The sequence below is a fragment of the Klebsiella sp. H-Nf2 genome, assembly GCF_002806645.1.
GTDB lineage: Bacteria > Pseudomonadota > Gammaproteobacteria > Enterobacterales > Enterobacteriaceae > Klebsiella > Klebsiella variicola.
The window spans coordinates 1-20559 of the sequence record NZ_PIBL01000016.1 but is presented as its reverse complement, the minus strand read 5'-3'; the positions used below and the strand labels follow the sequence as shown (position 1 = coordinate 20559).

The window sequence follows — 20559 nt, the reverse complement described above, 5'->3', positions numbered from 1 at the left end:
TTTTTGTGCTATTTATTGAAATTAACATTGACTTTCACCCAGAAGTTTAGATAATTCATTCATGCTTGGCAGAGCTGCGCCGCGATGGCAGTGATGAGAAGCGACAATTTGAACATGACGAAAGCCCCGCCCTTGCGGGGTTTTTGCTTTCCGGCGATACGACAGGGGTATTCGCGAGATGCATTGCATCAGTACCCCTGTCACATCGTCGTATTGCATAAAAATTAAACCAACAAGCTTTAGCGTTCGCAGGTTATTTTGTATTTAAAGTTTTCTAATTGAATCAAGCGCCATGCATAACACTAAAAAATATGGGAAAACTGAAGCTATAAAAATAATATAAGTTAGGAATGAAACTAATATATTTTCCCATGGGATTAAATCTGAGCATGGCCCTAAGAAAAATATTGGCAAGCACACTCCTAATGCAAATATATACATTATTAAGTAAATTACTTGATTGAAAGAACGGGGGATGCTGTATTTATCCTTCTCTATCTCATATTCGTCTGCTGATTGTAGTAAATTTATCATTTTGTTTTCGGAAAAATATTTGATTCTTGAGTAATACTCACTTATGATACCAATGTAATCAATTATCTCCCTGGCTTTTTTTTCCATTTGAGCGTTTTTACGATCATGAATATAATAATATTCGCATCCTAGGAAATTATTAATTTCTTCTTCGGTAACGCCATCTTCTTTCTTTTTTTTTGCATTTTCATTTGCCTTTTTTTCTAGTTCCTGGACGAAAGGAGCGACTTCTATGCGTGCCGCATCAATCATCTTTTGAGTATATCTATCTTGTATGACTTTGATGTTTTCAAGTTCAGATTGAAGAAATCTTAAAAGCCTATTGATATTTAAACTTCCGTTTAAAAATTCTGAGTGTGAGGGTGGTTGAATTTTACTTTCATGAGGTGCTCCATCAATATAATCAATGTTTCCATAAAATGGTTTGCAGGTCATAATGTCGTTCATTATTTGCGTAATTAAAGATAAATGCCTCTCTAGCTCATCTTTGCTTGCGTTTGGATTGGCGATTAATCTTCCGGACATTGTTTTAAGTTCGTTGAAAATATCAAATAAAATGCTCCCATGAATTTCACCGTTTTTATCTCTTTTAATCATATAGCCTCCGATATTATTGTAGGGGCTGATTTCCGATAAGGAATCTCTGATTAAAGATGTTAATTTCTCCTTTTTTGATGATATTTTTGGAAGGGCATAGACATACCATGCAATTACTGTCGCACTAAGTATTGACAGAATTCCTGCATGTATCGAAGGTAATAGTTCAAGGAGTTTTGAAGGCTCGCTCATTTTGGATCTTCCTTTTTAAATTGGAATGAGATCATTATAGGAATAAATAAGATAAAATAAAGTGTTGGCGTCTATATGTTTTGAGGAAAACCTCTCATTTTTTAAATTAACCATTGTAAGCATGATCTGACTAATTATTTCATTGTGACCTTACTTGTAACGTATAGATAGATGGAAGTTGAAATAATGAATGACCAGCAAGGAACCATCATCACGCAGTTCTTTGCGTGGTTAGCGTCTATTTCCGCAGTACTTGGAATAACAACTCAGGATCTCGCATACATCCTGTTTGGGCTTATCGGCGTAATGGTTTCGATCGCCTCTTATGTGTCTGGAAGAATTGATGCCAGGAACGCACAGAAAGAGGACCGAAAAAGGACACAGTTGCTTGATGAGTACCTTCACGGCATCCAGAAAAAACCAATAGGTGAACGCCCCTCATCAGCAGAGGTGATAACTCAGGCAATGAACAGGATAAATGACGATGGCGCAACTGACTAAAAGAGCTGGTGCCACCGGCGCGGTTTGTTCTGTGGCAGCGATTATCGCAATAGTGCTGAATGCCGGTCACGTGCGTACCAACGAACGGGGCCTTGAATTGATTGGCAATGCTGAAGGTTGTCGGCGTGATCCGTATATCTGCCCGGCGGCTGTGCTCTCCGATGGCATCGGAAACACGCACGGAGTTAAGCCCGGTGTACGCAAAACTGACAAGCAGATCGCCGCTGACTGGGAGAGAAACATTCTTGAGGCCGAGCGTTGCGTGAACACCTACGGCAATGGCCGACGACTCAGTGACAACACGTTTTCGGCGGTAACGTCGATCACCTTTAATGCGGGCTGCGCCAATATGCAGAAATCGACGCTATTTGCGCTACTGGGAAAAGGGCAGGTAACGCAGGCATGTAACCAGTTCCCTCGCTGGGTGTACGGTGGTGGGAAAGTCCTTCCCGGACTGGTGACTCGTCGCGCTGCAGAAAAACAGCTCTGCCTGGACGGTGTGAAATGAGCCGATTAACCGCCATTATCAGCGCCATCGTGATTTGCCTGGTAGTTAGCCTCGGCTGGCTGGTCAGTCACTACCACGACAACGCCACCGAGTTCAAAAGGCAGCGGGACAAAGTGACTGAGCAACTCAGCCTGGCGAACGACACCATCGCGGACATGCAGACCCGCCAGCGAGACGTCGCAGCGCTCGATGCCAAATACACGAAGGAATTAGCCGATGAAAAAGCTAAAAATGATGCTCTGCAGCGCAAGCTTGATAATGGTGGTCGGGTGCTCGTCAAAGGCAAGTGTCCAGTGTCAGCCGCAACCCAAGCCCCCGGCGCCGCCAGCATGGGCGATGATGCCACCGTCGAACTCTCTGCAGTTGCTGGACGAAACGTTCTCGGTATCCGGTCCGGAATCATCAGCGACCAAACAGCCCTGAGGGCGCTGCAAGAGTACATCACCACGCAGTGCCTGAAGTAAGGCATTACAGAGCCACTTCAAGAGGTGGCTCGATAATGTCAAGGCGAGGACAAAATTATGGCAACACCGGACTGGGAGGCCATCGAATCGGCATACCGGGCCGGAGTCCTTAGTCTCCGTGATATAGGCGATAAATACGGCGTTACTGAAGGTGCTATCAGGAAGAGAGCGAAGAAGTTTGATTGGGTACGCAAGGCCGGTACGCAGGTATGCAAAAGTGGTACGCAAAGCGGTACGCAAAAGAATAAGGCGCGTACCAGCGAAAAGCCCGCCAGCGCTGGCCGTACGCAAAAAAGTACGCAACCAAAAGTCGAGCCTCCACCAGATACGAAACCGATACGCGGGGTGCGTACCGATCCGCCGACTAACCCATTTCAACCTGGCAACCAGCAGGCGTTAAAGCATGGTGGTTACGCCCGCCGCCTTCTGCTTAAAGATGAGGTCATTGAAGACGCGAAAGCGTTGACACTCGAAGACGAATTATTTCGCCTTCGGGCTAACAACCTTGTCGCTGCAGAGAATATTGGCCGGTGGTTGACCAAGCTGGAAGATACTGAAGGGGACCAGGAAAGAAAGGTGCTGATAGAAAATATCAGCGCCGCCGAGAAGGCGATGATGCGCAATACCGTTCGTATTGAGTCCATCGTCGGCACGCTTGCGACGGTAGGCAAAATATTTGCTGATACAGACTATCGCAAGGCTGCTACTGATAAGGTGTCGCTGGAGGCTGATCGTCTTCGCCGTGATGCAGGTATTAATGATGGCAACGGAGAGCGTGACCTCAATGACTTCTACTCTGACATCCAAACCGACGCTGAATCCGGTTCTGCGTAGCTTCTGGACGACGCAGAAGCGTAACAAAGTGCTTTATGGTGGCCGGTCATCGTCAAAATCATGGGATGCCGCTGGCATCGCCATATTTTTGTCGAATAAATACAGCCTGCGCTTTTGTTGTGCACGTCAGATCCAGAACAAAATTGAAGAGTCGGTGTATACCCTGCTCAAAATTCAGATTGACCGCTTTGGCCTGCGGCATCGTTTCCGCATTCTGAACAACAAAATCATTAACCGGGTGACCGGGTCTGAATTCGTGTTTTATGGGCTCTGGCGAAACATTGAAGAGATTAAGTCTCTAGAAGGTATCAGCGTTCTGTGGCTTGAAGAGGCCCACGCGCTGACGGAATACCAGTGGAAGATACTGGAGCCTACCATCCGTAAAGAGGGCTCAGAGTGCTGGTTTATCTTTAACCCCGGGCTGGTGACTGATTTCGTGTGGCGTAACTTTGTGGTCGACCCGCCAGAAGATACGCTGATACGCAAAATCAACTACGATGAAAACCCCTTTTTGTCCGACACCATGCTGAAGGTTATCGAAGCCGCTAAGCGCCGGGATCCGGATGGGTTTAAGCACGTCTACGAAGGCGTGCCAGAGTCGGATGATGATGCGGCCATTATCAAGCTGTCATGGATTGAGGCGGCCGTTGATGCCCACAAAGTCCTTAATTTCGAGCCAAGCGGGCGCAAGCGTATTGGCTTCGACGTCGCCGATAGCGGCGCCGATAAGTGCGCTAACGTCTATCGCCACGGATCCGTCGTTTATTGGGCGGATGAGTGGAAGGCGAAAGAAGACGAATTGCTGAAGAGCTGCCAGCGTACGTATCAGGCAGCACTGGAGCGCGATGCTGATATCGTCTACGACTCAATCGGCGTTGGGGCATCAGCTGGCGCTAAATTCTCAGAAATTAATGAGGATCGTAAGCGCGAAAACATGAACGCATCTCGCATCAACTATCAGCGATTCAATGCAGGCGCTGGTGTGAATGAGCCGGACTACGAATACATTGGCATCCCGAACAAGGATTTTTTCGCCAACCTCAAAGCGCAAGCCTGGTGGCTGGTAGCTGATCGCTTCCGTAATACCTTCAACGCGGTTAAGAACGGTGAGCAGTACCCGGTAGATGAGCTGATAAGCATCGACTCATCCTGCCCGCTGCTGGAAAAGCTCAAGCTGGAACTTACCACCCCACACCGCGATTTTGACAAAAACGGGCGTGTGATGGTGGAAAGCAAAAAAGACCTTGCCAAGCGTGATGTGCCATCGCCGAACGTGGCCGACGCTTTTATCATGGCGTTCGCTCCTACTGATACGGCAATGGATATCTGGGAAGCGCTGGGAAACAGCTAAATACCTGGAAATAACCGTTTCACGCAAAATCCACGCTATTCAATTTTCGACCCTGTTTATGCATGTTTTATTCACGCGCTTTTAGCCACTTAACCCCGATAAATAATCCTTTGGCGGACATTTCATCACGGGAGGGATCCGGCTGGTGCGGGTAACAGTCATTATGTTAAATCGGGTCGTTTTTTAACAAATTATCCTATCCGCCACGAGTATCGAAATAGCCGGAGAATAGTCACCATGGCGAAGAAAACAGGACGAGTCGCCACGGCGGATTCGTACGATAACTTTGTTGCCCGTGTCGGTATGCAGCAGCCTAACCAGCATGCCGCATCGACCTACAGGGCGAACTATACCAGCCGCAACCGTCTGCTCATCGAGTGGGCTTATCGTTCCTCCTGGATTATTGGCGCCGCAGTCGATTCGAAAGCGGACGATATGACCAAAAAGGGCGTGCGGATCACCAGTGAGATAGACCCGAAGCGTCGTGGCGTTCTGGAATCACGGTTCGATGATCTTCAGCTTTGGGATTGCATCAACGAGACGCTGAAATGGTCCCGGCTGTATGGCGGGGCGGTGGCACTGATTCTGATTGAAGGTCAGGCACCGCTGACGCCGCTGGTGCTGGATAAGGTAGGTAAGGGCAGTTTTAAAGGTCTGGCTGTACTTGACCGCTGGATGATTAACCCGCAGCTCACCAGGCGCATTAAGGCGCTTGGCCCTAACCTCGGCAAGCCTGAATTCTATGACATCGTGACAACGGCGCAGGGGCTTCCTGCGTGGACTGTTCACCACAGCCGCCTGATCCGTATGGATGGTGTGAAACTGCCGTACCAGCAGAAAATCACCGAAAACGATTGGGGGATGTCCATTGTTGAGCGCATCTTCGATCGCCTGACTTCCTACGATAGCACCAGCGTCGGCGCCGCCCAGCTTGCCTACAAGGCGCATTTGCGAACGGCAAAGATTAAAAAGCTGCGTGAGATTATCGCCACGGGCGGCAAGGCGTTTGAAGCGCTTATCAAGAATATGGAAATGGTCCGCCAGTACCAGACGAACGAGGGTATGTCCCTGTTTGATTCGGAGGACGAATTTGAAACACATTCCTATTCTTTCGCAGGGCTGTCTGACCTGCTGGGTGAGTTTAAAGAGGATATCGCGGGTGCTGTTGGCATTCCTCTTGTCCGTCTGTTCCGCCAGTCACCGAAGGGTTTTTCAACCGGTGACGCTGACCTCGCGAACTACTACGACGACGTGGGAACGCTTCAGGAGCGAGATTTACGGCCTCACATCCGCCTGTTATTCGATGTACTGCATCGCTCAGAGTTTGGCGACCCGTTGCCGCAAGATTTCACCTTTGAGTTTAACCCCCTGTGGCAGATGAGCGACACCGATCGCTCTACGGTGGCGACCAACACAACTACCGCTCTGGCAACCGCGGTTCGTGATTTGGGCATGTCCCCGGCTGCTGCGCTGACCGATTTGCGCGAGCTGTCTGACGTTACCGGCATCGGTGCTTCAATTAGCGATGAGGATATCCAGAATGCGGCGAAACAGTGGCAGGAGACTGAATCTGAAACCAGCCCTCCGCCGCCGATCGGAGGTCCAGTATCAGAAAAGCCTACTGGCGATAGTCGACCAGATAAATCAAATCGTCACGGGTTCCTACGATGGTTCACAGGCAAGCGCTGAGAGCATTGCTAAATCGCTTGTTGACTACTCCGGGGTGATCGACGACTGGGCCGAAATGGTCGGTCGAAAGATGTTTGCCCAGGTAGAGCGTGAAGAGTGGAATCAGTGGCGCTCTGTTTCGGAAGAAATTTCCGCTGGTCTGCGTGACGTGCTTGATAACACTCCTGTCGGCCTGGTAGCGCAAGATATCGTTTACCGGCAGATTCGCTACATGAAGTCTCTGCCATTAGAGGCGGCCGGACGTGTCAGAGAAATTCAGGAGCGTGCGATACAGGCTGTCATCCATGGTGAGCGCCCCGATCAGCTTTACGAGATGATCATGCAATCCGGTGACGTGGCGGCCAGCAGGGCGCGGATGATAGCCCGCACTGAGATAGGCCGCGCCACTACCGCATTAACTCAGGCTCGGGCCCTGTCCGTTGGTTCTGAGGGGTACTGGTGGCGCATCAAGGGGGCTGGTACCAGGCCATCGCACCGAGGAATGAAAGATAAATTTGTGCGCTGGGATAACCCGCCAACGCTTGACGGTATGACCGGCCACGCCGGATGCCTGCCGAACTGCGATTGCTGGCCAGAAGTGCAGATCCCTGAGTTTAGAAAATAATGCATAATGCATTAGTAACAACTCGATAGGGATAGCAAATGAAGCAAAACATACATAAGCTTAACGGGTTAGAATTCACCCATGAACGCGATTATATCAACGGGCAATGGGTATATTATTGGTATTTTAGACCCCTAGAGCAATCTGAATGGTGCCCATTCTCGCTGCCAACGGGGAAAACAAGAAAATCTGATATTGAGAATTTCTTAAAAAATTGTGAAGAAGCTACCAAGTTCTATTTAGAGTGGTTAAGAAATGCCTCTGATGTGGAAGGTGCTGAACGCTATTTATTATCCGCACAACAAGCTTGGGAAAGGATATCTAGTCCGGACTGGGGAGGGCGTGGAAATAATCCAAACAAGGATGCCAGGAGGGTGCAACAAGCAAGAGATACTCTCGAATCGGCAAAAGTAAAGCTTGAGAAAGCCAAGATATTACGAGAAAGATTAAATAGTAACTAACAACGAGGCCGCTATTCAGCGGCCTTTTCTTTGCCCGCCATTCAGCAGGTAACCCATGAAATATTTCTTTAAAACCCGCCTGGGTAATACCCGCTTTCAACTTGCTGATGGGTCGGTACTGTTTAAGGACGTCCCGATCGCAAGGACTGGTGAGCAGGAGTACGACGCCACAGAGCGGCCTGAGCTTGTCCCAAATGATAGAGGGAAGGTCATCGTACGCCGGACGCCAGAAGAGGTATTTAGCGAGCGAGCCATGGCGTCATTCGAAGGAATGGCAGTCACTATCGGGCATCCGCGAGATTTTGACGGGCAGATCATCTTTGTTACCCCTGATAACTGGCGCCAGCTTGCTCATGGTCACATCCAGAACGTACGGCGCGGCACGGACGATAAAACCGATCTGCTGCTGGCTGATGTCATCGTCAAAACCCCGGAAGCCCTGCAGGCCATTGATGATGGTGATGACGAGGTCAGTTGCGGGTACGACGCTGATTACGAACAGATTTCACCTGGTCTCGCAAAGCAATCTGCGATTACCGCTAACCATCTGGCCCTTGTCCCTAACGGGCGGGCCGGTTTCCGTTGTGCAATAGGGGATTCTATGCCAAGCACTACTAAAAACTGGTTTACCCGGCTCCTGAAGGCCCGTAAAACCGGGGACGCTGCCGAAATGGCAAGTCTCATTGATAACCCGCCTGAAGATGTAACTGGCGATAACGATGTATCGACCGCTATGACACCCGGCGGAGTGGTCATTAACCTTGCGCCGCAAAATCCGCTTCCCGGTCCGGCATTGCCTGGTACCGGCGATGCCGAAGATATCCCGGAATGGGGGAAGGCACTGATTGAGGCGGTAGCCAAACTTACGCCTGCGGCAACTGCTCCTGGTACCGGCGATGCCGAAGACGAAGAGGAGAAAAAGGAAGAAGAGGGCAAAGTAACCGGCGATGCCGCTTATCGTGCCGATCTGATTCAGCCAGGCATCCAGTTGCCAGAAAAGGCGAAGCCGACAGCATTCAAACGTCAGGTGCTCGCCTCGGCAGATCAATCTCTGGTGCGCTCTATTGTCGGTGATGCCGATATCAGCAAGCTGAAAAAAGCCACGGTGGATATGGCTTTCACGGCTGTTTCTGAGCTGGCGAAAAACCGCAATACCAAAACCGTCGACAGCCTGCAAACGCAGACTGCCACCACTGTTAAAACCATTGCCGGTATGAATCAGGCCGCGCAGGAATTCTGGTCTAAACGAGGCTAACCAATGGGTAATACATTTCTTTACCGGATGCCTGCGGGCATCGCCGGGGCAATTTCTCGTCCGCAGGATCTGACGGTTGAACCTCAACTGCTGGACTCCTCCAACCTTTTCCCCGCTTACGGCCTTGGCGGTAAAATTTCCTCCGGGAAATTTGTGCCAATCGCTGCGAGCGATACAGCGTCGGTGCTGGTGGGCATTTACGTTCGTCCGTATCCGACCGCCAGCCAGCCGGATAAGGTCCAGCAGGTAGGTAGCGGTAAAAACTTCACCGGCGATTGCCTGGTACGTGGCTACGTCACGGTAAACATCGGCGCGGATGCATCCAGCGTCGCGCTGCATGGCCCGGTATATATGCGAGTGGCCACACCATCCGCCTCAAGCCCTCTCGGCGCGTTCCTTGCCGCCGCTGATGGCTCGAATACCGTCCAGATCACCAATGCTTACTTTAATGGCCCTGGCGACACCAGCGGCAACATTGAACTGGCCTTCAATATTTAAGGAAATCGCAAATGCCAATGACATTTGACCAGGCGACAGTCGACGGCACTGGTGCCTTTCTTATCCATGAGCTGGAGCGTCTCGATCAGACACTGAATCTGCCGCTGGTGAATTACACCTGGTCGCGCGATATCCAGTTGCGTGAAGACGTGTCTATTGCTGATGAGATCAGCTCGTTCACTAACACCACTTTTGCTGCTGCCGGTACGCCGAATGCCAACGGCAAAAACTGGCTTAGCAAAGCCGCGACCGCGATGGCTGGACTTAACGTCGACATCGCAAAAACTGGCTTCCCGCTTACCCTGTGGGGTATGGAGCTGGGCTGGACCGTTCCCGAATTGCAGGCAGCTGCGCAGGTTGGTCGCCCGATCGACACGCAGAAGTACGACGGCATGCAGCTGAAATGGAACATGGACACGGACGAGCAGGTTTATATCGGCGATTCCGGTCTGGCGGTAAAAGGCCTGCTGAACCTGACGCAGGTGACGCCGACCAACGCCGCGAAGACCTGGGCGACCTCCACCGCTGACGAAATCCGAGCGAGCATTAATGCAGGGTTGAGTGCAGCGTGGGCCAACTCGGCTTACTCCATGGTTCCGACGGACCTGCTGATCCCGCCGGAGCAGTTCTCTCTGCTGGCAAGCACCATCGTATCCAGCGCAGGTAACCAGTCTCTGCTGACCTATCTGGAAACCAACACCATCGCATACCACCAGAACGGGCGTCCTCTGAACATCCGTCCGGTGAAATGGGCGAAAGGTCGTGGCGTGTCGAACTCTGATCGCATGATGTTCTACACCAACGACAAGAAATACGTTCGCTTCCCGATGGTTCCGCTGATGAGCGTGCCGATCCAGTATCGCGGCTTGTATCAGCTCGTAACCTATTACGGCAAGCTGGGTGCAGTAGAGCCGGTTTATCCGGAAACTCTGGCCTACGTCGACGGCATCTAACCTGCGGCGGCCCGAAAGGGCCGCTCATGAGGACTTGCAATGAAAAAGATTTACGTACTCTCCCCGTTTAACTTCAACGACGGCAAAGAGCAAAAGCATTTCCCGGTTGGCTTCCACGACGTCGATGACACGGTTGCTGATCACTGGTTCGTAAAAGCGCACTGCTCGCCTGATGGCGAAGCGCCAGCGGTCGCAGAAGACCCGCGAATTGCTGAGCTGGAAGCAAAAATCGCCGAGAAAGATGCGCGTATTGCTGAACTCGAAGCGCAATTGCCGGAGACTACCGATAATGGCAAGAAATCAAAGTCTGCCGACGCCTGAGCAGTTCAGGGCAATCTTCCCCCAATTCGCTGATGAAACAAAGTACCCCACGCCAATGATCCAGGCTCGACTGAATTTTGCTGATGCCCTGCTGAGTGAATCGCGCTTTGGCGTGGATATCTTCCCCTACATCGTCGGGCTGTATGTTGCGCACTACATGTACCTTTACGCCGCAGATATGCGTGGTGTGGCCGTGGGTACTGCTGGTGGCGTCAATAGCGGCATACAGACGGCGAAATCAGTGGATAAGGTTTCAGCCAGCTATGATGCCAGCGCGACACTGGACCCTAACGCCGGTTTCTGGAACAACTCCCGTTATGGATCGGAGTTCTGGGAATACCTGATGTTGTTCGGTGCAGGAGCGGTGCAGTTGGGGACGCCGGAATGAAAAGCGGGCTCACGATTCGGGAAGACAATTACAGCAGCGTTCTGGATGCGCTGAAGCAGTTGTCAGGTACTGATGTGCTGGTTGGTATCCCGGCAGGCCCTCCGCGCGATGATGCGCCGCTGAGCAACGCTGAGCTGGGGTATCTCCAGTCCACCGGGGCAACCGTAGAGATAGACGGCGAGACCGTCACTCTGCCGCCAAGGCCATTTCTGGACATGGGTATTGAGGATTCGCGGGATAAAACGACCGAGCGTTTAAAGCTGGCCGCTCAGTCTGCGCTTGAAGGTAAAGCGGATGTGGCGGCGATGCATCTTGAAGCCGCAGGACAGATTGCGCGTGATGCCTCAAAGGCTGTCATTGAGGCAGGCGATCGACTGACCCCGCTATCTGAAAAGACCATCAAGAAGCGCAGATCAATGAAACCGCCCATCCCTGGCGATAAGCCGTTGCGTGCCCGCGGATTCCTTTTCAGAGCGATTCAGTATGTCGTGAGGAAAAAATAATGCCGTTTCTCGATGTGACTGATGTTCTGCTTGATCCGGACTTTGTCGACCTTTCGCTGGTGTGCTATCGACAGGTGCAGACAGTGGATGAAGATAATTTCCCGACCAATACCGCGCAGGCTATTCCGTTCTCTGGTGTCGTAACAGTCGATCGCTCGCTTGAGGCTAAGCGAATGGCCGCCGGGCAAAACATCAATGGCGCCATCCTCATCGTTACCCAGTTCAGGCTAACGCAGGGGATGCCTGCCAGTGATTCAACGCCAGAACTCGACGCTGATATCGTTTTATACAGCGGCAGACTGTACCGAGTGACCTTTGTCGATCCGTACACCCGATACGGTGCCGGGTTCGTGCAGGCACATTGCGAGCTGCTGGAGTTTAACGGAGGAATTCCCGTTGAGTAACGACAGCACAGAACCTGGATATCTAACCCCCGTCGGGGATGCCCCTGATTACGATCAGGAGCTGGAAAAGCAACTAAGCCGATGGGTAAGGGGCGTGACGGGGATTGCGGTTCACCTGGTATTGCCCCGGTTTACCGATCCCCAGTCCAAAATACCGCCGAACGGCGAGACATGGTGCGGCTTTAACTTCTCCACGCTCTCACGTCCAGGAACACCTGCGAATGTCCAGGTAAGCGAAGAGCAGAGCGAACAATGGTCATGGGAAAGCATTCAGGTGCTTTTCTGTTTCTATGGCCCCGGCGGTTCCGGGATGGCCACGCGGTTTCGCGACGGAATGTTTGTAGATCAAAACGCAGATACATTGCGACGAATCTCAGGTTTGTCGCTGGTGAGCGCTGATGATATACGAAACCTCCCCGAATTGATCAACAACCAGTGGGTGCGCCGGTATGACCTTGCCGTGACCCTTTCCCGCAAAAACACCCGTACCTACAACGTTAAATCTGTCGTTGACCCTAACGTCACGATAGTTACCGGAGACTAACATGGAAAAAGGGCTTCCCCTTAACCGTATCGCTAACGTGACGGTGACGCTTTCTGCTCGGGCCGCGCAGGGGCGCAATTTTGGCTCAATGCTCATCCTGGGCGACTCAACTGTTATTCCGATTTCTGAGCGCCTGCGACTTTACTCCAGCGCTAATGATATCGGCGATGACTTTGGTGTAGACAGCCAGGAATATGCAGCAGCTGTTATCTGGTTCTCCCAGCAACCGCAACCGACTCTGGTGTATGTCGGACGCTGGGCGAAAACACTGGCTACTGGTGAAACAGGCAGCGCAGAAAGCCTCCTGCAGGCCGTTAACGCCTTGTTGGACTGGAATTCATGGTACGGCCTTCACCTTGCTGTGCCGGTTGCTGATTATCCTTCTGATACCGATATTATCAGTGTGGCGGCGGCTATCGAAGCCGCGAGCGTATCGCGCATCTTTGGCGTTACCTCGGCTGATTCAACGATTCTTGAATCGGCCACTACGACGGATCTGGCTTCCAAGCTGAAAGCAGCGAAATACAGCCGTACCTTTATCCAGTACTCGACCAGCAGCCGCTATGCTGCGCTGTCCTCGTTTGCGCGTGCGTTTACTGTGGACTTCACTGGAAGCAACACGACGATCACCCTCAAGTTTAAACAACAGCCGGGCGTCACCTACGAAACCCTGGGTACCTCGCAGGCGAACAACCTGGAAGCGAAGAACTGCAACGTTTACGTGTACTACGAAAACGATACAGCGATTCTTGAGCAAGGCGTTATGGCAAACGGCGATTTCTTCGACGAGCGCCATGGCCTCGACTGGTTGCAGAACGCCGTGCAGACCGCTGACTACAACACGCTCTATACCAGCACAACCAAAATTCCCCAGACCGACGCCGGGACCACAACCCGTATCGCTAACATTGAGCTGGTGCTCGATAAGGCTGTGCAGAACGGTCTCTTTGCGCCGGGTAAATGGACTGGTGGCCCACTTGGTCAGCTCAATACCGGCGACATGCTGACTAAAGGCTATTACACCTGGGCAGAAAACGTTGATGACCAGCTTCAGGTCGATCGCGAAGCGCGAAAAGGTGTGCCAATTCAGGTTGCCGGGAAACTGGCCGGAGCCGTTCATTACGGTACCGTCGCAATCACGGTCGTGCGCTAAGGAGCCATAGATGTCTACGTATTCGTTTCTTGATGTTTCGGCCTCTCTCGCAGGGCCTACCGGGTTAGTTGAACTTGGCTACGGCTCAGCGAACGCCGAAGAGGGCATTACTGTCACAATGACAGAGGCCAAAAACACCATGACCATCGGCGCCGATGGCGAAGTGATGCACAGCCTGCACGCCGGAAAGAGCGGCACTATCACGGTAACCTTGCTGAAAACCTCCCCGGTCAACAAAAAGCTCTCGCTGATGTACAACGCACAGAGCCTGTCTTCGGCAACGTGGGGCAATAACGTCATTGTCATTCGCAACAAAGCATCAGGCGACACCTGTACAGCTCGTTCTTGTGCTTTCCAGAAACAGCCTGACTGGAATAACCCGAAAGTCGCCGGAACAGTCGCATGGGTATTTGATTGCGGCAAGATTGATCAGCTGCTTGGGGAGTTTTAACCGATGGAATTTGAAATCAAAGGCGTTAATTACCGCACCGCTAAGCTGGATGTTTTCCAGCAGTTGAAGGTGAGCCGCAAGCTGCTTCCGGTGCTGGCTGGTCTGGTTTCAGACTTTGGCTCGCTGAAATCCATGATGGTAAGAGACGGCGAGGGAAAGCTTGTTTTCGGTGAGAAAAGGGCGTTCGACGCTCTGGATATCGTTTTGCCGAAGATTGCCGATACGCTGGCGGCACTGCCGGAAGAGGACGTTAACGCGGTGATTCATCCGTGCCTGGGCGTTGTTATGCGCCAGCATGAAAAAGGGTGGGTGAAGATTTTCGATCAGGGTGCCCTGATGTTCGACGATATCGACCTGTTCACGATGCTGCAGCTAGTGGCGCGGGTGGTCGCCGACAGCCTGGGAAATTTTTTGAAAGAAATCCCCGGCAGCGGGACGCCTACCCAGCCATAGGTCCAGCCCTGGAATCCTTGCCAGAAGGTGAGGATTTTCTGATGCGCCCGGTTGACGCCGGGTACATCCCTTATACCGCCCTGAAAGATGGATCGGTAGACCTGGCCGATATTGCCCGTATGAATGACTGGCTTGACCTGAAAGCCGATAACGAAAACCGTATAGCGAAATGGAGAGAGACTAATGAATGCTGAAACGCTCAAGGACTTTCTGATCTCGCTCGGTTTCAAAGTTGATGAGGCTGGCGCCAGAAAATTCGATGCCGTCGTTGCCGGGACAACGCTTAAAGCGATTGAGCTGGGCGTCAAAGTTGAAGCGGCGGCGCTTTCCGTCGTGGCATTCACCGCCAAAATTGCCAGTGGCCTCGACGACCTTTATTGGGCCTCTCAGCGCACAGGCGCGACGGTGGAGGGCATTAAGCAGATTGGGTATGCGGTAAGCCAGGTTGGCGGAAGTGTCGACGGGGCCCGCGGCTCTCTCGAAAATCTTGCCAGGTTCATGCGTAACAATCCCGGCGCTGAGGGTTTCCTGAACCGGCTGGGGGTTCAAACGCGTGATGCCAGCGGCAACATGCGGGATATGGCGACGATATTTACTGGCGTCGGCCAGCGTCTTAGCAGCATGCCGTATTACCGTGCTAACCAGTACGCTCAAATGCTTGGTCTGGATGAAAACACCCTGATGGCAATGCGTCGCGGTATCGGCCAATTTAGTGACGAATACACCGCGATGGCGAAGGCTATCGGCTATAACGCCGATGTGGCCGCCGTCAGCTCTAATAAGTTCATGACCTCGCTGCGCTCCTTCGGGCTGATGGCAGGCATGGCGCGGGATAAAATAGGCTCCAGCCTCGCTGATGGCCTTGCTGGTTCTCTTGACAGGCTGTGTCGCCAGATACTGGACAACTTCCCCAAAATTGAAGGCGCAATAACCGCTACCGTGAAAGGCATTCTCTGGGCTGGCGAGATGGTAGGCAGGGTAATTTACCGCCTCATCCAGTTGGGTCAGAGTATCAGCGACTGGTGGGACTCTCTTGATAAGCAGTCGCAGGAGCTGATCGAACTGATTGGGGCGCTTACCGCTGCCTGGTGGATGCTCAACCGCGCTATGCTCGCATCGCCGATTACGTGGGTTCTCGGTCTTGCCGCTGCCATCGTTTTGCTATGGGAGGATTACCAGACCTGGAAGGAGGGCGGTAAAAGCCTCATTGAGTGGGGGAAATGGAAGCCTGAAGTAGACGCAGCACTGAAGATGGTCGGTGACCTGAAACAGACTGTCCTCGATCTCGGAAAAGCGCTGGCAAAGCTGCTCAATATCGATCCTAAATCCTGGTCTTTGAAATGGGATTTCAGCAACTTCATTACCCAGATGGGTGAGTTTAGCAAGATGCTGAGCATGATCGGCGACCTGCTTAACGCTATCAAGGACGGTCGCTGGTCGGATGCGGCAAGCATTGGCCGCGCTCTTCTCAAGCAAGGTAGTGATCAGCCAGATGCCCTTCCTGGCGTAACCAGTAGCGCAGTCAATGCGCGAGGTAAAGTTCTGGGATTTTGGGAGGAGGTTAAATCCCGCTACAGTGATGGCGGCTGGTATCAGCATGAGCAGAACACGCTTGCCGATCGCAACAACAATCCAGGGAACATTCGGCCCGTAGGCGGTGGTGGCTTTCGTGCGTTTGGTTCTGCGCTGGAAGGCTGGGAGGCCATGAAAAACCAGCTCATGCGGTACTTCACAGGGAAAACGACCGGGCGTCGTCTGCAGACGATCATGGATATCGTCAGCACCTGGGCGCCCGCGGGCGACAATAACGACCCGCAGCAGTACGCCAGACAGGTCGCCGGGTGGATGAGAGTATCTCCTACAGCAGCGTTGAATCTGTCCGACCCGAATACGATGGGGGCGCTAATGCAGTCTATGGCCCGCAAGGAGGGCTATTCAAACTGGAGCAGCCCGATGGCGTATCAGGCTGCTGGTGCACAGATCCTGCAAAACAACACATACCACATTCAGGGCTCGAACGCCCAGGAGATCGGACTGGAAGTCGGCCAGCGTCAGCTTGACGCGAATGCAAGGGTGTTACGTACTAACCAGAGCGGGGCAGGCTAATGGATATCCTTTCAACGCTGTTTCAGCAGCAGAGCAGGCGGATCGGGCTGATAGTCCCCAGTGTCGTTATTTCAGAAAAACATAATGACTCGCTTGAAATCACCGAGCACCCCGTAGAGGTTGGCGCAGCAATTTCCGACCATGCATTTCGACGTCCCTCGGAAGTGGTTATGCAGGTCGGTTTCGCTGGTGGCGGTTCCTTGCTTGACTTCGTAGATACGTCTTCTCTTGGGCTGAGCGTGGGGATTGGCCCGAAGGAGACTTATCAGGAGCTGTTAGATCTGCAGAACAGCAGGGTGCCTTTAGATGTGGTGACCGGTAAGCGGATGTACACCAATATGCTGATCCGTGCGCTTGAGGTTACTACCGACAGGACGTCGGAAAATATTCTCTCTGCCGTGCTGACGCTCCGGGAAGTGATTATCACAAGCACAACCACTACACAGGTAGCCCCAAAGTCCAATATGAAGTTAGGGGCGAATACCTCAGCGGTGCAAAACTCCGGGGTGAAAACGCCAGTGCAAAAAAATGAATCCATTCTTAGCCGGTTAAGCGGCTTTGTAGCGGGAGGGTAAATGCCAATCAGTGAAATCCCTCTTTCCCCTGAAAACCAGCGATTCTCCATATCTGTGGCAGGTCAAAGTCTGCAAATGGCTGTGACCTGGCGTGCTGCTTTCTGGTGTCTGGATATTATGGATAGCAGCGGTGCAGACCTGATAAAAGGGATCCCGCTTATCACCGGCGCCGACCTGCTAGCGCAATATCGCTATCTCGGGCTTGGCTTTTCGCTTTATGTTGGCTGCGACAACCAGTCCAGCGAAAATCCCACTGAGGCCGATCTGGGGATTAATAGCCATCTTTATGCGGTAACGGAGTAAAAATGTCTCAGAACTGGATGCGGCACTTAGAATTGCAGTTAGTCGATTCGAAGGGTAACGCCACTGATTTTGGTAGCTTCAAGGTCTCTTTTACTATCGACTGGTTTAATCTCAGCAGCGAAACGCGAGTGGGTACTTTCAAAATCTATAACCTTTCAGCTGATACCGTAAACCGGATCGTCGGTGAGGAATTCTCCCGGATTAGGGTTATTGCTGGTTACGATGGCATTGCAGCTGATGTTCCCGCCAGCCAGGTAGGCGTCGCCAGGACAGTAAACCCCGATGAAGTCGGGCAGATGGATGGTCGAAATTATGGGCTGATTTTCGATGGGGAAATCCGGTACACCATCACCGGGAAAGATAACCCCGTTGATAGCTTTGTCCTCATTCAGGCGGCTGATTCTGACCGGGCATTCGCTACCTCGATCACTGCGCAGACGCTGGCGGCTGGCTATACAGTCTCTGACGTCAATGCAGCACTGATGAAGGACTTCAATGCTAACGGAGCCACGGAAGGGAACACGCCCGCCATGCCCGCAACGGTATTTCCTCGCGGCAGGGTGCTTTTTGGCATGACCCGGCATCTGATGGATAACGTCGCCGAGCAATGCAAGGCTGACTGGATGTTTGTCGACGGCAAACGGGAAATGGTGGCGAGAAATGAGGTTGTTCACGAAGCCATTAAGCTGAACAGCGCCACCGGGCTTGTGGGTATGCCTCAGCAGACCATTGGTAGCGGCGTTAACGTCCGTTGCCTGATTAACCCTAACATCCGCGTCAATGGCCTGATCGAGCTGAATCAGGCTTCTGTGTACCGTACCGTGTTGGGGAATAACGATATCTCCATGACGCAAGGGCGTATCACTGACCAAAACAACAACGGAAACATCACCATTGAAGGAACGACCGCACAGCCTGCCAGTATTGCGACTGACGGCGTTTATATTGTGCGTGGCATTATGTACACTGGCGACACAAGGGGCCAGGCGTGGTACATGGATATGATGTGTGAAGCGCGTGGCGCGATGGATCTTGTTTCCTCATCGGCGAGGGAAAGAGGGCTTTAATGAAAATATTCTGTTTGGCGTTGTTCTCGGTGATTTCAACCCCAGTAATGGCTGCAATTCAGTGTGGAAATTATGTGATGACAGGTGATGGAATGACCGTTATCAACGGAGAAACAGTCACATCTCAGAAAATAAAATTTTTGGGTAAGAGTGGCGACTACGCGAACATGAAAATGGACATGGGCCTTATGCCTGCGCGTGATGGTAACAACTATGGCTTTGAGTTTGTAAAGCGCGACGGAAAGGCATTCCTCAACGTCCAGCTACTGCAAAACAGCATGGATGCACCGAAGATCATAGGTTCCTTCCCCTGCAAAAAGGTCCCTGGCTAAGCTATAAGGCCGACTTGGTATGGCGCTCCAAAGGTTAGATCCTGTATATTCCAGATGATTCTAATTGTTAATTCTGGGGTAACTGTAAATGGAAGCGCTGTATCCAATATTGATAGTCTTAGGAGTGGGGGCTGCTATAGGTGCTTATATAACTTATAGGTATTTGATAAGCAAACATAAAAAGGTTGTTGAGTACCTTGAGCTAAGGAATCAAAAATCACTGGCGGCTGAAATTGAAGAAAAAGAAGAAGTAATTGAAAAGTATAAGAATAAAGATATTGCTCGTGAAGTTGAGCATAACAATCTGAAAAACGAGCTCAGGCAGATTATCGAGATAAATAGGATAAAAAGTAAGGAAATCCTCGGTAAGGCTGTCGATTTTGCGTTTGATTTTGAAACCATATTCCGTGAACAGCACCACTCAGCACAAGAAGAGATACAGAAGGTTCTTGATGATACCTACCGATACAAACGTAAGACCCTTCTCGCTTCTGTCACTCTGAGAAACTTCGAGAAAAAACTCGAAGATATCAGAAGAGAAAAAGCAATTTACCAGACGTTAATTGCTAAATATGATTTCTTCCAACTACGCGACCATTCTGACTGGAAGGTGGTAGAAAAAGAATTTAGGGATAAGGTCCTGGAACTGCAGGCTGCACAGGATGAGCGTGACGCCCAGAATGAAATTAAACGTCAAATGCGAGAGGAAAGGCAGCGTGCTGAAGAGTTGGAAAGGCAGCAACAAGAAGCTGAAGCCAAAGAGCAAGAGCTTGAAGCACGGCGCAAAGCAGTAGAAGAAGCGCTATTGGCTGCTGATGAAGAACACCGCCAGGAACTAGAAGAAACCCGCCGTCAGTTGGAGCAAGAGATTGAGGACGTTCACAAGCAGTATGAGCGAGCGAAATCAATGGCTCAGATGACTAAACAGGGCCATGTTTATATCATTTCAAATATCGGTTCATTTGGTGAAAATGTATTCAAAATAGGCATGACGCGCCGCCTTGAGCCACTCGACCGAGTAAGTGAGCTAAGCGGAGCAAGCGTGCCATTCGAATTCGATGTGCACGCAATGATTAGCTGTGACGATGCGCCAGCCCTTGAGTATGCGTTGCATAACAAACTAAGCAGTGAGCGAATGAATAAGGTTAACCTTCGCAAAGAGTTCTTTAAAACGGACTTAAACAAAATAATTCAGTGCGTTGAGGAGCATCACGGTAAAGTTGAATACATTGCAGATCCCGCTGCATTGCAATACTACCGCTCTCTTGAGATAGCAGAAGAAGCCCAAAATAATAAAGAACTATTAGTTGCGTCTTAGATTTTACTAATACATAAAACAGACCCGCTTCGGCGGGTTTTTTAATGCCCGGAGTAAAGCAAATGGCCGTATCTGACCTGCTCCCCGTTGATTAGTACACCCCGATGTTAGTAATGTCTTCATAAGCCACATGAGGACATCCCCATGAAGAAGCGTTTTTCCGACGAACAGATCATCAGTATTCTCCGCGAAGCCGAAGC

General features: G+C 51.3%; 27 protein-coding genes. 26 read left to right on the top strand and 1 reads right to left on the bottom strand.

The genetic code is table 11. The features are described 5' to 3' along the window. Positions 1-264 precede the first annotated feature (264 nt). Entirely contained in the window at positions 265-1323 is a 1059-nt protein-coding gene (locus tag CWM58_RS25060) for a hypothetical protein (RefSeq protein ID WP_100682054.1), read from the bottom strand. A gap of 186 nt (positions 1324-1509) precedes the next feature. Here CWM58_RS25060 and CWM58_RS25055 point away from each other — a divergent pair, with 186 nt between their 5' ends. The 26 genes from CWM58_RS25055 to CWM58_RS24930 all read left to right on the top strand — a co-directional run bounded on the left by CWM58_RS25055 (position 1510) and on the right by CWM58_RS24930 (position 20359). Next, the gene (locus CWM58_RS25055) at positions 1510-1824 is read left to right on the top strand and encodes a hypothetical protein (protein WP_100682053.1); all 315 of its coding nucleotides are present in this window, start codon (positions 1510-1512) and stop codon (positions 1822-1824) included. Further along, a complete protein-coding gene (locus tag CWM58_RS25050; RefSeq protein ID WP_129689327.1) occupies positions 1808-2332 on the top strand; it encodes a lysozyme in 525 nt (174 codons plus the stop codon). Before CWM58_RS25055 ends, CWM58_RS25050 begins: the two co-directional genes overlap by 17 nt. Then, on the top strand, positions 2329-2796 hold the full coding sequence (locus CWM58_RS25045) for a lysis protein (protein WP_100682051.1): 468 nt from the start codon (positions 2329-2331) through the stop codon (positions 2794-2796). Before CWM58_RS25050 ends, CWM58_RS25045 begins: the two co-directional genes overlap by 4 nt. Positions 2797-3141: 345 nt before the next feature. Then, positions 3142-3630, top strand: a complete 489-nt coding sequence (locus CWM58_RS28910; RefSeq protein ID WP_165785850.1) for a hypothetical protein — start codon at positions 3142-3144, stop codon at positions 3628-3630. Next, the gene (locus CWM58_RS25035) at positions 3581-4981 is read left to right on the top strand and encodes a PBSX family phage terminase large subunit (RefSeq protein ID WP_100682049.1); all 1401 of its coding nucleotides are present in this window, start codon (positions 3581-3583) and stop codon (positions 4979-4981) included. The genes CWM58_RS28910 and CWM58_RS25035 overlap by 50 nt, the downstream gene beginning before the upstream one ends. A 237-nt stretch (positions 4982-5218) precedes the next feature. Then, a complete protein-coding gene (locus tag CWM58_RS25030; protein WP_100682048.1) occupies positions 5219-6670 on the top strand; it encodes a DUF1073 domain-containing protein in 1452 nt (483 codons plus the stop codon). Positions 6671-6725: 55 nt separating this feature from the next. Then, positions 6726-7274 carry a phage minor head protein gene (locus CWM58_RS25025; RefSeq protein WP_100682047.1) on the top strand — a complete coding sequence of 183 codons (549 nt, stop codon included), beginning with the start codon at positions 6726-6728 and terminating at the stop codon, positions 7272-7274. Positions 7275-7312: 38 nt separating this feature from the next. Then, positions 7313-7735, top strand: coding sequence for a hypothetical protein (locus CWM58_RS25020; protein ID WP_072023566.1), 423 nt, complete (start codon positions 7313-7315; stop codon positions 7733-7735). Positions 7736-7790: 55 nt separating this feature from the next. Beyond that, entirely contained in the window at positions 7791-8990 is a 1200-nt protein-coding gene (locus CWM58_RS25015) for a DUF2213 domain-containing protein (protein WP_100682046.1), read from the top strand. A gap of 3 nt (positions 8991-8993) precedes the next feature. Next, positions 8994-9488 (top strand): hypothetical protein, encoded by a 495-nt coding sequence (locus CWM58_RS25010; RefSeq protein WP_000528476.1) that lies wholly within the window; start codon positions 8994-8996, stop codon positions 9486-9488. A gap of 11 nt (positions 9489-9499) precedes the next feature. Next, entirely contained in the window at positions 9500-10441 is a 942-nt protein-coding gene (locus tag CWM58_RS25005; protein ID WP_100682045.1) for a DUF2184 domain-containing protein, read from the top strand. A gap of 39 nt (positions 10442-10480) precedes the next feature. Then, positions 10481-10762 (top strand): STY1053 family phage-associated protein, encoded by a 282-nt coding sequence (locus tag CWM58_RS25000; RefSeq protein WP_048265720.1) that lies wholly within the window; start codon positions 10481-10483, stop codon positions 10760-10762. Further along, complete coding sequence (locus CWM58_RS24995) at positions 10731-11150, top strand: DUF4054 domain-containing protein (RefSeq protein ID WP_100682044.1); 420 nt, start codon at positions 10731-10733, stop codon at positions 11148-11150. The genes CWM58_RS25000 and CWM58_RS24995 overlap by 32 nt, the downstream gene beginning before the upstream one ends. After that, entirely contained in the window at positions 11147-11653 is a 507-nt protein-coding gene (locus CWM58_RS24990) for a hypothetical protein (protein WP_100682043.1), read from the top strand. The genes CWM58_RS24995 and CWM58_RS24990 overlap by 4 nt, the downstream gene beginning before the upstream one ends. Continuing rightward, positions 11653-12057 carry a head-tail adaptor gene (locus CWM58_RS24985; protein WP_100682042.1) on the top strand — a complete coding sequence of 135 codons (405 nt, stop codon included), beginning with the start codon at positions 11653-11655 and terminating at the stop codon, positions 12055-12057. The genes CWM58_RS24990 and CWM58_RS24985 overlap by 1 nt, the downstream gene beginning before the upstream one ends. Next, a complete protein-coding gene (locus tag CWM58_RS24980) occupies positions 12050-12601 on the top strand; it encodes an LIC_12616 family protein (RefSeq protein WP_100682041.1) in 552 nt (183 codons plus the stop codon). Before CWM58_RS24985 ends, CWM58_RS24980 begins: the two co-directional genes overlap by 8 nt. A 1-nt stretch (position 12602) precedes the next feature. Further along, complete coding sequence (locus tag CWM58_RS24975) at positions 12603-13754, top strand: DUF3383 family protein (protein ID WP_100682040.1); 1152 nt, start codon at positions 12603-12605, stop codon at positions 13752-13754. Between the two features lie 10 nt (positions 13755-13764). Beyond that, entirely contained in the window at positions 13765-14205 is a 441-nt protein-coding gene (locus tag CWM58_RS24970) for a DUF3277 family protein (RefSeq protein WP_100682039.1), read from the top strand. A 3-nt stretch (positions 14206-14208) separates the two neighbouring features. Then, on the top strand, positions 14209-14658 hold the full coding sequence (locus CWM58_RS24965; RefSeq protein ID WP_100682038.1) for a phage tail assembly chaperone: 450 nt from the start codon (positions 14209-14211) through the stop codon (positions 14656-14658). 41 nt (positions 14659-14699) lie between these two features. Beyond that, complete coding sequence (locus CWM58_RS24960) at positions 14700-14852, top strand: DUF6889 family protein (protein ID WP_100682037.1); 153 nt, start codon at positions 14700-14702, stop codon at positions 14850-14852. Continuing rightward, on the top strand, positions 14842-16764 hold the full coding sequence (locus CWM58_RS24955) for a hypothetical protein (protein ID WP_100682036.1): 1923 nt from the start codon (positions 14842-14844) through the stop codon (positions 16762-16764). Before CWM58_RS24960 ends, CWM58_RS24955 begins: the two co-directional genes overlap by 11 nt. Continuing rightward, complete coding sequence (locus CWM58_RS24950) at positions 16764-17339, top strand: phage baseplate protein (protein ID WP_100682035.1); 576 nt, start codon at positions 16764-16766, stop codon at positions 17337-17339. The genes CWM58_RS24955 and CWM58_RS24950 overlap by 1 nt, the downstream gene beginning before the upstream one ends. Then, positions 17340-17642, top strand: coding sequence for a phage baseplate plug protein (locus CWM58_RS24945; protein WP_374756067.1), 303 nt, complete (start codon positions 17340-17342; stop codon positions 17640-17642). Positions 17643-17644: 2 nt separating this feature from the next. After that, a complete protein-coding gene (locus CWM58_RS24940) occupies positions 17645-18709 on the top strand; it encodes a hypothetical protein (protein WP_100682033.1) in 1065 nt (354 codons plus the stop codon). Continuing rightward, entirely contained in the window at positions 18709-19041 is a 333-nt protein-coding gene (locus CWM58_RS24935; RefSeq protein ID WP_100682032.1) for a hypothetical protein, read from the top strand. The genes CWM58_RS24940 and CWM58_RS24935 overlap by 1 nt, the downstream gene beginning before the upstream one ends. 88 nt (positions 19042-19129) lie before the next feature. After that, positions 19130-20359, top strand: a complete 1230-nt coding sequence (locus CWM58_RS24930) for a GIY-YIG nuclease family protein (RefSeq protein ID WP_100682031.1) — start codon at positions 19130-19132, stop codon at positions 20357-20359. Positions 20360-20559: the final 200 nt, after the last annotated feature.

Excerpts from the sequence above, each read along its gene's own strand:
- CWM58_RS25060 (WP_100682054.1), bottom strand. The coding sequence starts at position 1,323 with ATGAGCGAGCCTTCAAAACTCCTTGAACTATTACCTTCGATACATGCA.
- CWM58_RS25055 (WP_100682053.1), top strand. The coding sequence starts at position 1,510 with ATGAATGACCAGCAAGGAACCATCATCACGCAGTTCTTTGCGTGGTTA.
- CWM58_RS25050 (WP_129689327.1), top strand. The coding sequence starts at position 1,808 with ATGGCGCAACTGACTAAAAGAGCTGGTGCCACCGGCGCGGTTTGTTCT.
- CWM58_RS25045 (WP_100682051.1), top strand. The coding sequence starts at position 2,329 with ATGAGCCGATTAACCGCCATTATCAGCGCCATCGTGATTTGCCTGGTA.
- CWM58_RS25035 (WP_100682049.1), top strand. The coding sequence starts at position 3,581 with ATGACTTCTACTCTGACATCCAAACCGACGCTGAATCCGGTTCTGCGT.
- CWM58_RS25030 (WP_100682048.1), top strand. The coding sequence starts at position 5,219 with ATGGCGAAGAAAACAGGACGAGTCGCCACGGCGGATTCGTACGATAAC.
- CWM58_RS25025 (WP_100682047.1), top strand. The coding sequence starts at position 6,726 with ATGGTCGGTCGAAAGATGTTTGCCCAGGTAGAGCGTGAAGAGTGGAAT.
- CWM58_RS25020 (WP_072023566.1), top strand. The coding sequence starts at position 7,313 with ATGAAGCAAAACATACATAAGCTTAACGGGTTAGAATTCACCCATGAA.
- CWM58_RS25015 (WP_100682046.1), top strand. The coding sequence starts at position 7,791 with ATGAAATATTTCTTTAAAACCCGCCTGGGTAATACCCGCTTTCAACTT.
- CWM58_RS25010 (WP_000528476.1), top strand. The coding sequence starts at position 8,994 with ATGGGTAATACATTTCTTTACCGGATGCCTGCGGGCATCGCCGGGGCA.
- CWM58_RS25005 (WP_100682045.1), top strand. The coding sequence starts at position 9,500 with ATGCCAATGACATTTGACCAGGCGACAGTCGACGGCACTGGTGCCTTT.
- CWM58_RS25000 (WP_048265720.1), top strand. The coding sequence starts at position 10,481 with ATGAAAAAGATTTACGTACTCTCCCCGTTTAACTTCAACGACGGCAAA.
- CWM58_RS24995 (WP_100682044.1), top strand. The coding sequence starts at position 10,731 with ATGGCAAGAAATCAAAGTCTGCCGACGCCTGAGCAGTTCAGGGCAATC.
- CWM58_RS24990 (WP_100682043.1), top strand. The coding sequence starts at position 11,147 with ATGAAAAGCGGGCTCACGATTCGGGAAGACAATTACAGCAGCGTTCTG.
- CWM58_RS24985 (WP_100682042.1), top strand. The coding sequence starts at position 11,653 with ATGCCGTTTCTCGATGTGACTGATGTTCTGCTTGATCCGGACTTTGTC.
- CWM58_RS24975 (WP_100682040.1), top strand. The coding sequence starts at position 12,603 with ATGGAAAAAGGGCTTCCCCTTAACCGTATCGCTAACGTGACGGTGACG.
- CWM58_RS24970 (WP_100682039.1), top strand. The coding sequence starts at position 13,765 with ATGTCTACGTATTCGTTTCTTGATGTTTCGGCCTCTCTCGCAGGGCCT.
- CWM58_RS24965 (WP_100682038.1), top strand. The coding sequence starts at position 14,209 with ATGGAATTTGAAATCAAAGGCGTTAATTACCGCACCGCTAAGCTGGAT.
- CWM58_RS24960 (WP_100682037.1), top strand. The coding sequence starts at position 14,700 with ATGCGCCCGGTTGACGCCGGGTACATCCCTTATACCGCCCTGAAAGAT.
- CWM58_RS24955 (WP_100682036.1), top strand. The coding sequence starts at position 14,842 with ATGAATGCTGAAACGCTCAAGGACTTTCTGATCTCGCTCGGTTTCAAA.
- CWM58_RS24950 (WP_100682035.1), top strand. The coding sequence starts at position 16,764 with ATGGATATCCTTTCAACGCTGTTTCAGCAGCAGAGCAGGCGGATCGGG.
- CWM58_RS24945 (WP_374756067.1), top strand. The coding sequence starts at position 17,340 with ATGCCAATCAGTGAAATCCCTCTTTCCCCTGAAAACCAGCGATTCTCC.
- CWM58_RS24940 (WP_100682033.1), top strand. The coding sequence starts at position 17,645 with ATGTCTCAGAACTGGATGCGGCACTTAGAATTGCAGTTAGTCGATTCG.
- CWM58_RS24935 (WP_100682032.1), top strand. The coding sequence starts at position 18,709 with ATGAAAATATTCTGTTTGGCGTTGTTCTCGGTGATTTCAACCCCAGTA.
- CWM58_RS24930 (WP_100682031.1), top strand. The coding sequence starts at position 19,130 with ATGGAAGCGCTGTATCCAATATTGATAGTCTTAGGAGTGGGGGCTGCT.